This is a genomic window from Salinivibrio sp. PR6, from assembly GCF_001995955.1.
Lineage (GTDB): Bacteria > Pseudomonadota > Gammaproteobacteria > Enterobacterales > Vibrionaceae > Salinivibrio > Salinivibrio siamensis.
Map to the genome: position 1 here is coordinate 59,359 of NZ_MUFA01000004.1, position 15,913 is coordinate 75,271.

Here is a 15,913-nt window from a genome sequence, read left to right on the forward strand (position 1 = left end):
CGTACACTCTCTGATTACAAGCGGTTCATGAGTTGTGCATAGCGACCGTTACGTGCCAGCAAGTCTTGGTGCGTGCCTTGCTCAATAATGCGGCCTGCATCCATTAAACACACTGTGTCCATATGCGCCAAGCCAACCAATCGATGGGTAATGATCACCACGGTTTTATCCTGACAATGGTCTTGCAGTAAGGATAGGATCTCTGCTTCGGTTTGCACATCCAGTCCTTCCGTTGGCTCATCAAGCAACATAATCGGCGCGGGGTGCAAGAGGCCACGAGCAATCCCCAAGCGGCGGCGCTCGCCCCCAGAGAGTTGTCGTCCGCCGTCGCCCAACCATGCGTCTAGCCCTTGGCCTTCGAGCAGCCCGGTTAAGCCGACGCGGTGCAGGGCAGAGGCGAGATCATCGTCTGATGCATCTGGGCAAGCGAGGGTAAGGTTGTCGCGCAGTGTGCCATTGAACAAATCAACGCTTTGTGTCACCACAGACATGGCGTCACGCAGCGCGGTTTCTTGCCATTGCATTAGAGGCACCCCATCAAGGGTGATTTGACCTTGGGTGGGATCCCACGCGCGGGTGAGCAAGCTCAATAAGGTTGACTTACCACATCCCGTCCTTCCTAGCAGTGCCAGTGTGTGTCCCGGTGTCACGTGGAGCGAGATATTTGAAACCGCGTCTTGTGCCGCGCCTGGGTATTGGTAACTGACGTTATCAAAGCAAATATCGCCGACGGCAGGGCCAGTATGTCCGTGGGAAGGGAAGGGGACACTGGGTGCTCGCTCGGTGATCGCATTCAGTCGTTTGGCAGCGGTAAGCGTTTTACCCAGATATTGGAACGCGGCGGTAATAGGCATCATCAGCTCAAAGCTGGCCATGGCTGTAAAGGCGACCATCGCGATCAGTGGGCCTGGCATACGCTCACCGACACCATCTGCTGCGAGCCAAATCATCATCACCAATGTTAGCCCTGTGGCCGCGACGAGCACGGCATTGGCCAATCCGGTAATACGCGCCATATTGGCTTGTGCGTGAAGCATCGCTTGCTCGCTGTCATTGATGCGGGCGCGATAACGGTCACGTGCGCCAAATAAAGCCAGCTCGGCGTGGCCTTGTAACCAATCTAGCAGTGCTATGCGTGTGGCTGCGTTTTGCTCCAATTGAGCACGGCCTTGATCGTTACCCAAGCGATAAAAAAGGATGGGCAGCCCAATCAGTAACGCGAGCAAGGTCAGTCCAAGCGCCATGCCAAGCCTTGGGTCAAACCACCCCAGGAAGAAACTCACCGCCAGGATACCGACGATACCGACCATCATCGGGCTGACTAGGCGCAGATAAACGTGATCCATGGCATCGACATCGGCGACCATGCGATTAAGCAAATCGCCATCACGCATATTCAGCCCTTGATCAGGGACTAACGGGGCGAGTTTGCGAAAAAATGACACGCGCAAATCTGCCAATAGTTTGAAGGTGGCATTGTGGCTAACCACACGTTCGGCCCAACGACCAAAGGTACGACCAATAGAGAAGCCACGCACACCCGCGGCAGGGAGCATGTAATTAAAGGTAGCGATACTCGCTAGGCCTGCAACAGCCGCAGCGGCAATAAACCAGCCGGAGAGGGTGAGTAGGCCAATAGCAGCAAATAGTGTGGCAAACGCCAGCACCATGCCTAAACTCAAACCAAACCAGTGGCGCTTATAAAGGCGAAGATAGGGCAGTAGTTCACGCATCGAGGTTTCTCCTATCGGCGGAAGCCAGCATCTCTGCCAGCGGGCCCGAGTCAGCCAGACTGTGATATGGGCCTTGTTGCACGAGTTTCCCATCCATCATTACCCAGACTTGGTCACTGTTGGCGAGTGAGTCCAAACGGTGCGATACCTGTATACAGGTTTTATCGTGTGTTGCTGCACTCAAGGTTTCTAGCACGCGATTTTCGCTATGTGCGTCTAGGCTTGCAGTCGGTTCATCCAGTACCCAGAGGGCGCCATCTTGTAATAGCGCTCGCGCGACGGCAATGCGCTGTGCTTGACCCACCGATAACCCCCCATTTCGGTCACCGACAGCGTGGGCTAAGCCGTCGGTCAATCGCATCACAAATTCATCCACGTACGCTTGCGTCATCACCTGATTAATCATATCTGGCGTTGCCTCAGGGTTGGCCAGAGCAATATTGTCGCGGATACTGCCGTGGAAAAGTTGCGGATTCTGCCCGACCCAACTGATCGATTGGCGCCAGTGGCTGATGGAGAGATCACGGCGTTCGCAGCCATTAATGGTGAGGCTACCACGGTAGGGCAGAAAACCAAGCAGGGCGTTAAGGAGGCTGGATTTACCCGCGCCACTGACGCCAATGAGCGCAATCTGCTCGCCTGGCTGAACGGAAAAACGCATGGGCCCAGCCAATACGTGGCCGTCGGGGCTGAGTACCTCCAGGTCGTGCGCGATAATAGCGACGGTGGATAAATCAGGCGTGGCCTCACCTTGAGTGCCGGTATCTGGCTGAGCGTCCAGGAATTCGACGATCGACTCAGCCGCACCAATCGCTTGCGCCTTGGCGTGATAAAAGGTGCCGAGATCGCGCAACGGCTGATAAAACTCGGGGGCGAGCACTAAAACAAATAAACCGGTAAACAGCGAAATGGAGGCGCCATAGTGACCAAAGTCGAGCTCACCAATAAAGCTAAAGCCGAAATAGACGGCGACAACGGCGATGGAAATAGCGGTGAAAAACTCCAGCACGGCCGATGATAAAAAGGCGAGGCGCAGCACTTCCATGGTGCGTTGACGAAACGTGTGTGACGCGAGATGAAGCTGCTCGGCCTCCGCTTCGACGCGGTTAAACAGCTTGAGTGTGGGCAGTCCACGCAATCGGTCGTAGAAGTAACCGGATAAACGTTGCAGTGCCTTAAAGTTTTTTCGGTTGGCATCAGCGGCTTTAATGCCAACCAAGGCCATAAAAAGGGGGACCAACGGTGCGGTCACTAAAAAGATCAATCCTGAGGCCCAGTTGATTGGGAAAACGGCGACTAAGATCACCAACGGGATCAGAACGGCGATGGCCATTTGCGGTAAATAACGGGCAAAAAAGTCTTGTAACTCTTCCACTTGCTCTAAAATCAGACTCGCCCAACTGCCTGCTGGGCGCCCTTGGATACTCACCGGCCCCAACGCTTCGAGACGATTCAGGATTAAATGACGAATATGTTGGCGAATCGCTTCACCACAGCGGTAGCCCGTTTGCTCTTTCGCCCAACTGCATAGCGCACGCACTATCACGACAACAGCCAGGGCAAAAAAGCTTGGGAGTAGGGCAAATTTATCCGTTTGTTCAATAATCAACTGGTGCAGCAGGTGGGCAAGAAGTGCTGCCTGGGCAATCAAAAGCACACCGGAGAGGAGTGCAATACTAATCGTCGCAACTAACCAGGGTTTGGCTAACGTGCTCTGCGACTTGAGCCATTGGGTTAGCGCCCGCTGTTTAGATTTATCCATATCGTCTTATTGTTTTATGAGAGCCTACAAATAGGCTGGGCAGGCCACCGAACGGCAGCCTGCATGAGAGCGTGGGCTTACTGATTATTTGCCAGAGCGTCGAGATAGCGCTCGGCATCTAATGCGGCCATACAACCGGTGCCTGCGGAGGTGATCGCTTGACGGTAAACATGATCCATCACATCACCAGCAGCAAAGACACCTTCAACGCTGGTTTGAGTGGCGTTGCCATTAAGGCCCGACTCAACCTTGATGTAGCCATTTTCCATCTCTAATTGACCCGCAAAAATATCGGTATTGGGTTTATGGCCGATAGCAACAAACACACCCATCACATCCAGTGTTTCGGTTTCATCACTTTGGGTGTCTTTCAAGCGTGCTTGGGTCACGCCCATTTCATCGCCTAAAACTTCATCCAACACGCGATTGGTATGAAGGACAATATTGCCGTTGTTGACTTTATCCATCATGCGGTCAACGAGGATTTTCTCGGCTCGGAAGGTCTCGCGACGGTGAACAACATGCACTTCTGAGGCAATATTCGACAAGTACAAGGCCTCTTCGACCGCCGTGTTACCACCACCGATCACCGCGACTTTCTGGTTGCGATAGAAAAAGCCATCACAGGTCGCACAGGCTGAGACGCCCCGCCCTTTAAATGCCTCTTCAGATGGAAGGCCAAGATATTGCGCAGAGGCACCGGTAGAAATAACCAACGCATCACAGGTGAACTCACCGTTATCACCTTTTAAGCGGAACGGGCGTGAGGATAAGTCCACGTCATTGATGTGATCAAAGATAATCTCAGTCTCGAATTTTTCCGCATGGGCTTTCATGCGATCCATCAATGCCGGTCCTGTCAGTCCCTCAGGATCGCCAGGCCAGTTTTCAACGTCGGTGGTGGTGGTCAGCTGGCCACCTTGTTGCATTCCGGTCACCATCACAGGGTTTAAGTTAGCGCGCGCGGCGTAAACAGCGGCCGTATAGCCAGCCGGGCCTGAACCCAGGATCAATAGGTTCGCATGCTTAATGTTACTCATTCACGTCTCCGAGCAGGAAAGAGGTTCGTTTTTGAATGGACTGATTGTAGGTAAATTAGAAAGGTAAAGAAAGGGCACCGTGATGGTGCCCTCGATTTCTATGATTGGCGTGGCCGATTAATGTGCCGACTTCAGTGCGTCCATTGCGTCAACATAAGGTAAATCAAAACCTTCTGCGACTTCTTTGATGGTTACTTGACCGCCAATGACATTCAGACCGTTACGTAGATGCGCATCTTCGACCAAGGCATCACGATAGCCTTTATTCGCCAGCTTAACGATATAAGGCAGTGTGGCGTTGTTCAGAGCGACAGTAGAAGTACGTGCTACCGCGCCAGGCATATTGGCAACACAGTAGTGAACGACATCATCCACGATATAGGTGGGATCTGCATGGGTTGTCGCATGTGATGTCGCGAAACAGCCACCTTGGTCGATAGCGACGTCCACCACGGCGGCGCCTGGCTTCATACGCTTAATGTGATCTTCGTTAACCAGCTTGGGTGCAGCAGCACCTGGGATCAGCACGGCACCGACAACCAGATCGGCGTTCAATACGTGTTGTTCAAGGGTTTCTTCTGTGGAGTAGACCACTTTGGCACGCCCTTGGAACTCTTCATCTAGGCGACGTAAGGTATCGACATTTTTGTCGAGAATCGTGACGTCAGCACGCAGACCAACGGCCATACGAGCAGCGTTCGAGCCGACAACACCACCGCCTAGTACCACGATTTTCGCCGGCTCAACGCCGGGTACACCGCTGAGCAGCATGCCCGAACCGCCGTGTGATTTTTCTAGCGCTTGTGCACCTGCTTGAATAGACATGCGGCCGGCGACCTCAGACATGGGCGCAAGGAGTGGCAATCGACCTTTAGAATCTGTTACCGTTTCGTAGGCAATACAGATGGCTTTACTTTTAATTAAGTCTTCTGTTTGCGGAAAATCTGGTGCAAGATGCAAATAGGTGAACAAAATCTGTCCTTCGCGGAGCATCGCACGCTCAACGGCTTGTGGCTCTTTCACTTTGACGATCATCTCTGCTTTGGCAAAGACGTCAGCAGCAGTAGGAAGGATAGACGCGCCGGCGGCTTTATAGTCGTCGTCAGAGAAACCAATACCGTTACCTGCGTTGGTCTCAATGTAGACAGAGTGGCCGTGAGAAATAAGCTCGCGAACACTCGCTGGCACCATACCAACACGGTACTCATGGTTTTTGATTTCTTTTGGAACGCCAATGATCATGCTGTCACCTCTTGTTTATTCAGTGTTATCGGCTGGCTTGTTATTGATATTGTCAATTTTCAGGCTAGTATAAAGGCAACAAACCAGCATTTGATGCTAAAGATCATTTAGATGTTATTTAATTTGGTATATCTTTTTGCAAGGAAGTAACAAGGTGGAATAAAAAATGGTAGATACCAAAAAAAAGCCCTCCAAGGAATTGGACCGCATTGACCGCAACATCCTGAACGAGCTCCAAAAGGATGGGCGAGTCTCTAACGTTGAGTTATCAAAACGTGTTGGTCTTTCTCCTACCCCCTGTCTAGAACGTGTACGACGTCTTGAGCGTCAAGGTTATATCCTTGGCTATACGGCACTGCTTAACCCCCAGTATTTGGATGCATCACTGTTGGTGTTTGTCGAAATCACACTCAACCGCGGCGCGCCTGATGTGTTCGAGCAATTTAACAAAGCGGTGCAAACGCTTGAGGACATTCAAGAGTGCTCGTTGGTGTCAGGGGATTTTGACTACCTGCTTAAAACACGAGTAGCGGATATGTCGGCTTATCGCAAGTTATTGGGTGAAACTTTGCTGCGTTTGCCCGGCGTGAATGACACCCGTACATATGTGGTGATGGAAGAGGTTAAACAGAGCAATCATCTAGTTATCCATACCCGTTAGCCAGGTGATGAAAAGAGGTGCGATGCACCACCTATCGAGACTGAAGCCGAGCGTCATGCTCGGCTTATTTTTTGTGCGGATAGCATAAGATTGTGTGATATCTCGGTAAAGATTTGGCGTAAACATGCATCATGCCTGCCCTCACGGCATGAATGTGATAAAGTCAGGGCAACATGAGCAAGCCTCAAAGTAGGATGAGGAATGCGGTTCAAGAACGGTATTAAACAGGTGATGATGGAGTTTTCTTTACGTCGGGAGCCCAAAGCGGCTCGTGCTAAAGCGCGTTTAGATGGCGTTCAGCGATTAAAAGAGTGTGGGTTTATTCTGGTACTCGCGGCAGCCGTGTTCACCATGGTGGCCCTATTGTCTTTTAATCCGGCCGACCCATCCTGGTCGCAAACTGCCTGGCATGGTGATGTGCACAATGCGGCGGGTGCCATGGGCGCATGGCTCGCCGACAGTCTCTTCTTTTCGTTTGGCATCTTAGCGTATCCGCTGCCTCCAGCGGCGATCCTCGGAGGGTGGGTGTTCTTGCGTCGCCGCAGCGACGATGAACCGATTAATTACACCATTATCGGTGCGCGCATATTAGGACTGTTCATCCTGTTTTTAACCAGCTGCTCGTTGGCCGATTTGAATTTTGACGACTTTTGGCATTTTTCCTCTGGTGGCGTGATGGGGGATGTCACCAACAGTTTGGCGCTGCCGCTATTTAACGTATTAGGCACGACCTTGGTGATGCTGTTTGGTTGGGCGGCTGGCTTTACCCTTTTTACCGGTATTTCTTGGCTAACCATTGTTGACCATCTTGGCGCGATGACGCTCAACGGTGTGACTTGGGCGGTGAATCGGATTCGTGGTGACGCGCCGACCGAGTTAGGCGTGCCAGACACCGAGACACAGAGTACCGCAGCCAATGCATCTGAACCCATGGAGCTCAGTGATTTACGTCGCCTGACGCCGTCAGCGCCGGATAAGGCGGAGCGTACCACCAATGATGAACACACACAGAACCAGGCTGCGTCGCCTATTATTTTTGGTGGACAAGCGCGTTCGGAAACCGATGTACCAGCGACCGATTATTCATCCGCAGACGATGCGGCATCCGTGGCCCATGAGAGCGATCAACCTAGTGAACCGACGCTAGGGCAGTGGGATATCGCGATCGAGCACGAAGTGCCATCTTTCTCGTCATCGGATGTTGAGGTAGAGGAAACAGAGGCGATCAGCGCATCAGCTGAGCAAATGAGTGACCACTCGCAAGCGGATGAAGCGCCTTCAGCCTCATCGTCTCGCCACGCCGACACAACCTATGGCAATCAAGATGGACTGTCCGAGCTTGAGCGTGCAGAACAAGCGAGTAGTGGCGCGGATGAGGATGACGATCCCTTCCAAGAAACCATTCGCCAAGCGCAAAAGGCTCAACAGCAGGCGGCGGGGCTCGACCATCCTTTCCTGGTAAAAGATGAGCCGGATTTACCCACGCCGACAGAGCCTTTCCCGACCCTCGATCTACTCGATCCCGCTCGCCATACTGCAGAGCAGGCGACGCGTGAAGAGCTTGAGAAGATTGCCCGCTTGGTTGAAGCACGGTTAGAAGATTTTAAAGTCCAGGCGCGAGTGGTTGGCGTGTACCCAGGCCCAGTGATCACCCGTTTTGAGCTCGACTTGGCCCCTGGGGTGAAAGTCTCGCGCATTTCTGGCTTATCCAAAGACTTGGCGCGTGCTTTGTCGACCACGGCAGTGCGTGTGGTCGAAGTGATCCCAGGGAAGCCCTACATTGGCCTTGAGCTTCCCAATGAGCACCGGGAGACGGTGTTTATGTCCGAAGTGATTGGAAGCGAACGTTTTAAGAATAGCCACTCGCCTATTTCGGTGGTGCTGGGGAATGATATCGCGGGTGAAGCGATTATCACTGATTTGGGGAAGGCACCACATATGCTGGTGGCCGGTACCACAGGCTCGGGTAAGTCGGTGGGCGTGAACGTCATGCTGGTGAGCATGTTGTATAAAGCCTCACCCGAAGACGTGCGCTTTATCATGATTGACCCTAAAATGCTCGAGCTATCGGTATACGAGGGGATCCCACACCTGTTAACAGAGGTCGTGACCGACATGAAAGACGCTGGCAATGCCCTGCGTTGGTGTGTTGGTGAAATGGAGCGTCGTTACAAGCTGATGTCGGCGCTTGGGGTGCGAAATCTAAAAGGCTTTAACGAAAAAGTGAAGGCGGCTGAAGCCGCCAACAACCCCATCCCCGATCCGCTCTGGAAACCGGGTGATTCGATGGACGAATCGGCGCCTAAACTCGAGAAATTACCGTATATCGTGGTGGTCGTGGATGAGTTTTCCGATTTGATGATGGTCGTGGGCAAAAAAGTGGAAGAACTGATTGCGCGACTAGCACAAAAAGCGCGGGCAGCGGGGATTCACCTTGTGCTTGCCACTCAGCGTCCGTCCGTTGATGTGATTACAGGCTTAATCAAAGCCAACATTCCAACGCGGATGGCGTTTACGGTGTCTACTAAGACAGATTCACGCACTATCCTCGACCAAGGCGGCGCAGAGTCGTTACTGGGGATGGGTGATATGCTCTTTATGCCCAATGGCTCCAACCATCCCATCCGTGTACATGGCGCTTTTGTCAGTGATGAAGAGGTTCACCGTGTGGTGAATAACTGGAAAGCACGTGGTAAGCCACAGTATCTAGACGAAATAACCAAAGGGGATCAAGGCTCTGATAGCTTGTTGCCGGGTGAAGCACCCTCAGGCGGAGATGGGGAAGAGTTGGACCAGCTTTTCGACCAAGTGGTTGAATTTGTCACCGAGAGCCGCCGAGGCTCTGTCTCTGGTGTGCAGCGCCGGTTTAAAATTGGCTACAACCGTGCGGCGCGTATTGTGGAACAACTGGAAGCACATGGTGTCGTAAGCTCACCAGGCCATAATGGTAATCGCGAAGTCATCGCGCCACCGCCACCCAAAGATTGATCGAATGGAAGGTTTCATGACTCGATTCTCTGCTATCCGCCACCTAATGGTGGTGCTGTCTCTACTTTTTGCATTGTCGGTGCAGGCGAAAACGCAGGCGCAACAACACCTGATGGATCGCTTGAGTCAGGTTGACGCCTTTAGTGCGCAGTTCTCCCAAACAGTGCAAAGCCCTGAAGGAGAGGTGATTCATCAAGCAAAAGGGCGGTTGGCGATTCAGCGGCCAAACTTGTTTAACTGGACCACGACCTCACCAGACGAAACCATCATGATTTCCGATGGCGAGACGCTCTGGTACTACAGCCCATTTGTTGAGCAAGTGACGGCGATGTGGTTGGAGGATGCTACGGCACAAACGCCGTTTGTCCTACTGACACGCAATCAGCCAAGTGATTGGCAGGCCTATCAAATCACCCAAGAGGCTGACACCTTTACCTTAACGCCAAAAACTACAGGCACGATTGGCGAATTTGAAGTCACCGTGAAGCCGGATGGTACCTTGACCGGCTTTACCGTGGTTGAGCAAGATGGGCAACAAAGCCAGTTCACGCTGAGCCAATTTAGCCGACAAGCACCGGCGTCGGACGTGTTTTCGTTTACGCCACCCGACTCAGTGATGATCGACGATCAGCGCCAACCAAGATAATTGCCTCGGAGGTGACTGTGTCGACCTTACCGCTTGACTTTGCAGACGATTTTCGCCCACTGGCCGCACGTATGCGGCCACTCACGCTTGACCAGTACATCGGTCAGCGTCATCTTCTCGCCGAGGGTAAGCCGCTTCGCCGGGCGATTGAGTCTGGCTCCCTCCATTCGATGATTTTCTGGGGGCCTCCGGGGACCGGTAAAACCACGCTCGCCGATATTGCCGCGCGCCAAGCCAACGCAGAGCTGGAACAAATCTCGGCTGTGACCTCTGGCGTCAAGGAGATCCGAGAGGCGATTAGACGCGCAGAGCAAAACAAGCAAGCTGGTATTCGTACCGTTCTGTTTGTGGATGAAGTGCACCGCTTTAATAAAAGTCAGCAGGATGCGTTTTTGCCTCATGTGGAAGCGGGAACGGTCACGTTTATTGGTGCCACCACGGAAAATCCCTCGTTTGAGCTTAATAACGCGTTGCTATCGCGTGCCCGTGTGTACCGTTTAACCAGCCTTGACGAGAGCGATTTGGAAGCGGTGATTGATCAAGCACTTGCCGACTCACAACGTGGGCTTGGTGAGCAGCCCTTGACGTTTGAGGAAGGGGTTAAATCGGCATTGACGGCAGCGTGCAGTGGTGATGCACGTATGGCGTTAAACCTACTGGAAATGTTGGCAGACATGGCCGATGGCCAAATCACGATGCCGATGCTTAAAGACGTGGCCGGTGAAAAAGTGGCACAGTTCGATAAGCAGGGGGATGCGTGGTATGACTTGATCTCTGCATTTCACAAATCAGTGCGTGGTTCATGTCCCGATGCCGCGCTGTATTGGTATGCACGCATTGTGAGCGCGGGAGGTGATCCGCTTTACGTGGCAAGACGTTTGTTAGCGATAGCCTCTGAGGATGTCGGTAATGCCGATCCGCGCGCGATGCAGGTGGCACTGAACGCATGGGATTGCTTTACCCGCGTCGGGCCTTCGGAGGGTGAGCGCGCCATTGCACAAGCCGCGGTGTATTTGGCCAGCGCCCCGAAAAGCAACGCGGTGTATACCGCATGGAAACAAGCCTTGCGTGACGCGAAAGACACCGCCAACGCGCCCGTTCCCATGCACCTTCGTAATGCGCCAACAGCATTGATGGAGCAAATGGGACACGGTGATGGCTACCGTTATGCCCACGATGAACCCAATGCGTATGCGGCGGGCGAGCGCTATCTGCCCCCAGAGCTTGGCGAGGCGCGTTACTATCAGCCCGTCAATCGTGGGCTAGAAATTAAAATCGCCGAAAAGCTCGCCTTTCTCGCTGAGCAAGATGCAAAAAGCCCGCAAAAGCGCTAGGCAAATTTACCCTTTTTGGGTAAGGTTTAACTTCGTCAATTTACAGTCAATAACCCGAAAGCACAGGATTAGCATGCTGGATTCCAAATTACTTCGAACTGAGCTGGAAGAAACCGCTCAACAACTCGCTCGTCGTGGCTTTACGCTTGATGTTGACGCTATGCGTGAACTCGAGGAACAACGTAAGGCGCTGCAAATTCGCACCGAACAACTGCAAGCTGAGCGTAATTCCCGATCGAAGTCCATTGGCCAGGCTAAAGCAAAGGGTGAAGACATTGCACCATTGCTAGAAGAAGTATCAAACCTTGGTGATGAATTGGATGCGGCGAAAACGGAGCTCGCGGCACTCCAGCAAAAAGTGAATGACGTGGTCATGAGCGTGCCCAATCTACCTGCGGCCGACGTACCAAGCGGTAAAGATGAATCTGAGAACCAGGAAATCTCACGCTGGGGCGAGCCCCGTCAATTTGAGTTCGAGATTAAAGATCACGTCGACCTTGGTGAACTCACCGGTGGCCTTGATTTTGCCAGTGCAGTGAAGCTATCTGGCTCTCGTTTTATCGTGATGAAAGGGCAAATGGCGCGTATGCACCGTGCGCTCACGCAATTTATGCTCGACTTGCACACCAATGAGCACGGTTATACTGAGATGTATGTGCCTTACTTGGTCAATGCGGACAGCTTGTATGGCACCGGTCAGCTGCCGAAATTTGGTGAAGACTTGTTCCACACCCAGCCGGCGACGGAAGAAGGGGTAGGCATGTCGTTGATCCCAACCGCGGAAGTGCCGCTGACGAACATGGTACGTGATGAGATCATCGATGAAGCCGATTTGCCGCTGTGCATGACGGCACACACACCGTGTTTCCGTTCAGAAGCTGGCTCGTATGGTCGCGATACGCGCGGTCTTATCCGTATGCACCAATTCGACAAAGTTGAGTTGGTGAAGGTGGTTAAGCCAGAAGAGTCGATGGAAGCACTTGAATCTTTGACTGCCGATGCAGAAAAGGTGTTACAACTGCTCAATTTGCCATACCGCAAAGTGTTGCTCTGCACAGGCGACATGGGTTTTGGTGCGGCGAAAACCTATGACCTAGAAGTCTGGTTGCCAGCACAAAACACCTATCGTGAGATTTCATCGTGCTCAAACACCATGGATTTCCAAGCTCGCCGTATGCAGGCGCGTTTCCGCCGTAAAGGTGAGAAAAAGCCTGAGCTGTTGCATACCTTGAATGGTTCAGGCTTGGCGGTGGGCCGTACCTTGGTAGCTATTTTGGAAAACTACCAACAAGCAGATGGCCGTATTGAAATCCCTGAGGTATTGCGTCCATACATGGGTGGACAGACTCATATTGGGTAAGTGTCATCGTGTTGCTATTAAGCCGGCCTTGCGCCGGCTTTTTTATTGCTGTGTATGGTTGAATCTTTGATGGTGTGGATCATTGATGGGTGACAGCGTATTGAAGATATCATCTTCTGGTGTAGGAAAGCGGGCGAGCAGCGCAGCCAGAAAGGTATCGAGTGCATCCAGCATCACGGCGTTAACTTGCTGTGCCAGCGCCAGGCGGCGATTGAGTGACAAGGTGTGTACATCATCAAGCTGTGAGATAACCTGATCTATCTTATCGGTGAATGCATCGCCCAATTCAAGGTCGCGCAGTTGTGCTAAGCGCTTGATGAGTATTTGTTGTTGTAAGCTTAGGGACTGGTGCGCATTGGGCGTTGCGTTATCCAGTTGTATTGACGCGTAGGAAAAGCGTTGGCGAGCTTGAAGTAGCTCTAGCACGGCATACCAAATTTGTTGGTAAGACGAGAGCGTGTGGTCATCACCACAGGCAATTAACACCGGCGGGATGGCTTCATCCACCAAGTACGCTAGGTGCTGCAAGGCGCGGTTTTTCATCTTGGCCTGGGTCACATCATCATATTGTGGCAAGGCGTGAAGGTGATGGAAAAAAAGCCGATACATTGGCTTTTGCGCATGGGGTGCCAAGTGGTGTAATTGACGCGTTTGATCCAGCAATCGTTGATAGTCATACGGATCGACGCGCGGTTGGGTGGCGAGGTAACCTGCATGCTGGAGTAAAGCTCGTAACTCATGCAGTTGATGCAATCGCCAATCCGGTCGTTGACGATACACGATGACCGCCACCACGCTAGCAATCGTGAGCGCCAGTATTCCTATCATCACTAACAATCCCATATGCTCTCCTTGCTATGGCTTCCGCGTATACAGAGCGGAGCATGAAGCATGCCAAAATTGAGAGGTTAATCACGCCTTGCAGCGCAATGACTGGCGCGTGGATGTGCTCTTACTGCGCACCTTACTTGGGCGTGATTGCTCCCTCGTAGTGCAGGGGAGAATCGATGGATGGCACCCATTGGACAAAAAAAGAGCCCGACTGGGCTCTTTATTCTCTGCTTGTGCAAATTGATTAGGCAGCAAGGTTACATGACCCGCATACCTGGCTGGGCGCCCTCATGAGGCTCTAAGATCCAAATCTCTTTCCCGCCAGGGCCGGCCGCTAAAATCATGCCTTCTGACATGCCAAACTTCATCTTTCTTGGTTTTAAATTGGCGACCATCACGGTGTGCTTGCCCACCAGATCTTCCGGCTTGTAGGCCGATTTGATCCCAGAGAAAACCTGACGTGTTTCACCGCCAATATCGAGCTTGAATTTGAGCAGTTTATCCGCTTTTGGCACGGCTTCACACTCAAGGATTTTAGCGACACGAAGATCGACTTTAGCAAAATCACCAAATTCGATTTCATCCGCGAGTGGTTCATCGGCAAGTGGCCCTTGCGCGCTTGCTTTCGCCGCCTCTTCAGTCGCGACATCTTCTTTGCTGTCAGCAATCATGGCATCGACCGCTTTTGGATCAATTCGGTTAAATAGCGCCTTGAACTTGGTGATTTGATGGCCAGTCAGCGGGGTCGCAATGCTCTCCCACGTTAAGGTGTCGTTTAAAAAGCCTTCCGCACGCTCGGCCAGTTTTGGCATCACAGGTTTTAGGTAGGTCATCAGAACTCGGAACAAGTTAATACCCACCGAGCAAATCGCTTGCAGTTCGGCGTCTTTACCGTCTTCTTTGGCGATGACCCAAGGGGCTTTCTCGTCGACGTATTGGTTCGCTTTATCGGCAAGCGCAATGATCTCACGGATCGCTCGGTTAAACTCGCGTGCCTCGTAGAGTTCACCTATGTGCTCGGCTTTATCGATAAAGGTTTGATAAAGCTCAGGCTCAGAGCAAACGGGCGACAGCTGGCCGTCAAAGCGTTTGCTGATAAAACCCGCGTTGCGAGAGGCCAAGTTGACCACTTTGTTGACAATGTCGGTATTCACGCGCTGGATAAAGTCATCCAAGCTTAAATCGAGATCATCAATACGGCTGTTGAGCTTGGCGGCGTAGTAATAGCGTAAGCACTCGGGATCAAGGTGTTTTAAGTAAGTGCTCGCTTTAATGAATGTCCCTTTCGACTTGGACATTTTCGCGCCATTGACGGTGACATAACCGTGCACGAAGACGTTATTTGGCTTGCGGAAACCGGCACCGTCGAGCATGGCGGGCCAGAACAGACTATGGAAATAAACAATGTCTTTGCCGATAAAGTGATATAGCTCGGTGTCGCTGTTGGCTTTCCAATACTCGTCGAAGTCGATGTCGCCGCGTTTGTCACAGTAGTTTTTAAATGACCCCATATAGCCAATCGGCGCATCAAGCCAAACGTAGAAAAACTTGCCGGGTTGATCAGGAATTTCGAAACCAAAGTAAGGGGCATCACGTGAGATATCCCACTGCTGAAGGCCGGTTTCGAACCACTCATTCATTTTGTTGGCAATTTCACTTTGCAGTGAGCCGGACTTTGTCCACTCATTCAGCATTTGCTCAAATTGCGGCAAATCGAAGAAGAAGTGCTCAGAGTCACGCATTACGGGCGTGGCGCCACTCACCGCTGAGCGTGGGTTAATCAGCTCTGCTGGGGTATAGGTCTCACCACAGTTGTCACAGTTGTCACCGTACTGATCGTCGGCGTGACATTTTGGACACTCGCCTTTGACAAAGCGATCCGGCAAGAACATTTCTTTTTCCGGATCAAACAGCTGAGAGATCGTACGGCTGGTGATGTAACCTTTATCGCGGAGCTGAGTATAAATAAACGAGGCGAGCTCACGGTTTTCATCACTGTGGGTGCTGTGATAGTTATCGAAGCTGATATCAAAGCCATCAAAGTCGGCTTGGTGCTCTTGTTGCACGCCAGCGATCATGGCTTCTGGCTCGACACCCATTTGCTGTGCTTTCAACATAATGGGGGTGCCGTGGGCATCGTCGGCACAAATAAAGTGAGTCGTGTTGCCACGTAGGCGCTGATAGCGCACCCATACATCTGCTTGAATATGCTCGAGCATGTGGCCCAAATGAATTGAGCCGTTCGCATAAGGCAGCGCACAGGTCACCAGAATTTTCCGTGGGTTTGCAGCCATAATCTTGTTTGTTCGCTCTTAT

The 15,913-nt window shown here is 52.2% G+C and carries 11 protein-coding genes; 5 read left to right on the forward strand and 6 right to left on the reverse strand.

All coding sequences use genetic code 11. The annotated features are described in order from the left end of the window. Window positions 1–14: 14 nt before the first annotated feature. The 4 genes from cydC to ald form a co-directional block, all read right to left on the reverse strand. Window positions 15–1,733 (reverse strand): heme ABC transporter ATP-binding protein/permease CydC, encoded by a 1,719-nt coding sequence (gene cydC, locus BZG72_RS03950; protein ID WP_077666136.1) that lies wholly within the window; start codon window positions 1,731–1,733, stop codon window positions 15–17. Further along, complete coding sequence (cydD, locus tag BZG72_RS03955; RefSeq protein WP_077666137.1) at window positions 1,726–3,495, reverse strand: heme ABC transporter permease/ATP-binding protein CydD; 1,770 nt, start codon at window positions 3,493–3,495, stop codon at window positions 1,726–1,728. The genes cydC and cydD overlap by 8 nt, the downstream gene beginning before the upstream one ends. A 77-nt stretch (window positions 3,496–3,572) precedes the next feature. Then, the gene (trxB, locus tag BZG72_RS03960; protein ID WP_077579218.1) at window positions 3,573–4,535 is read right to left on the reverse strand and encodes a thioredoxin-disulfide reductase; all 963 of its coding nucleotides are present in this window, start codon (window positions 4,533–4,535) and stop codon (window positions 3,573–3,575) included. A gap of 117 nt (window positions 4,536–4,652) precedes the next feature. Further along, complete coding sequence (gene ald, locus BZG72_RS03965; protein WP_046073520.1) at window positions 4,653–5,777, reverse strand: alanine dehydrogenase; 1,125 nt, start codon at window positions 5,775–5,777, stop codon at window positions 4,653–4,655. A 166-nt stretch (window positions 5,778–5,943) separates the two neighbouring features. On the opposite strand from ald, the gene lrp reads away from it, so the two are divergent. The 5 genes from lrp to serS all read left to right on the forward strand — a co-directional run bounded on the left by lrp (window position 5,944) and on the right by serS (window position 12,766). Beyond that, window positions 5,944–6,438, forward strand: a complete 495-nt coding sequence (lrp, locus tag BZG72_RS03970; RefSeq protein WP_046073519.1) for a leucine-responsive transcriptional regulator Lrp — start codon at window positions 5,944–5,946, stop codon at window positions 6,436–6,438. Between the two features lie 234 nt (window positions 6,439–6,672). Continuing rightward, window positions 6,673–9,426, forward strand: coding sequence for a DNA translocase FtsK (locus BZG72_RS03975; protein WP_077666256.1), 2,754 nt, complete (start codon window positions 6,673–6,675; stop codon window positions 9,424–9,426). 16 nt (window positions 9,427–9,442) lie between these two features. Then, the gene (gene lolA / locus BZG72_RS03980) at window positions 9,443–10,072 is read left to right on the forward strand and encodes an outer membrane lipoprotein chaperone LolA (protein WP_369795671.1); all 630 of its coding nucleotides are present in this window, start codon (window positions 9,443–9,445) and stop codon (window positions 10,070–10,072) included. Between the two features lie 17 nt (window positions 10,073–10,089). After that, a complete protein-coding gene (locus BZG72_RS03985; protein WP_077666138.1) occupies window positions 10,090–11,406 on the forward strand; it encodes a replication-associated recombination protein A in 1,317 nt (438 codons plus the stop codon). A 73-nt stretch (window positions 11,407–11,479) separates the two neighbouring features. Beyond that, window positions 11,480–12,766 (forward strand): serine--tRNA ligase, encoded by a 1,287-nt coding sequence (gene serS / locus BZG72_RS03990; RefSeq protein ID WP_046073517.1) that lies wholly within the window; start codon window positions 11,480–11,482, stop codon window positions 12,764–12,766. Between the two features lie 42 nt (window positions 12,767–12,808). Here the strand turns inward: serS and BZG72_RS03995 are convergent, their stop codons facing one another. After that, the gene (locus BZG72_RS03995; protein WP_077666139.1) at window positions 12,809–13,609 is read right to left on the reverse strand and encodes a hypothetical protein; all 801 of its coding nucleotides are present in this window, start codon (window positions 13,607–13,609) and stop codon (window positions 12,809–12,811) included. Window positions 13,610–13,854: 245 nt separating this feature from the next. Then, entirely contained in the window at window positions 13,855–15,891 is a 2,037-nt protein-coding gene (gene metG, locus BZG72_RS04000; RefSeq protein ID WP_077579221.1) for a methionine--tRNA ligase, read from the reverse strand. Window positions 15,892–15,913 lie beyond the last annotated feature (22 nt).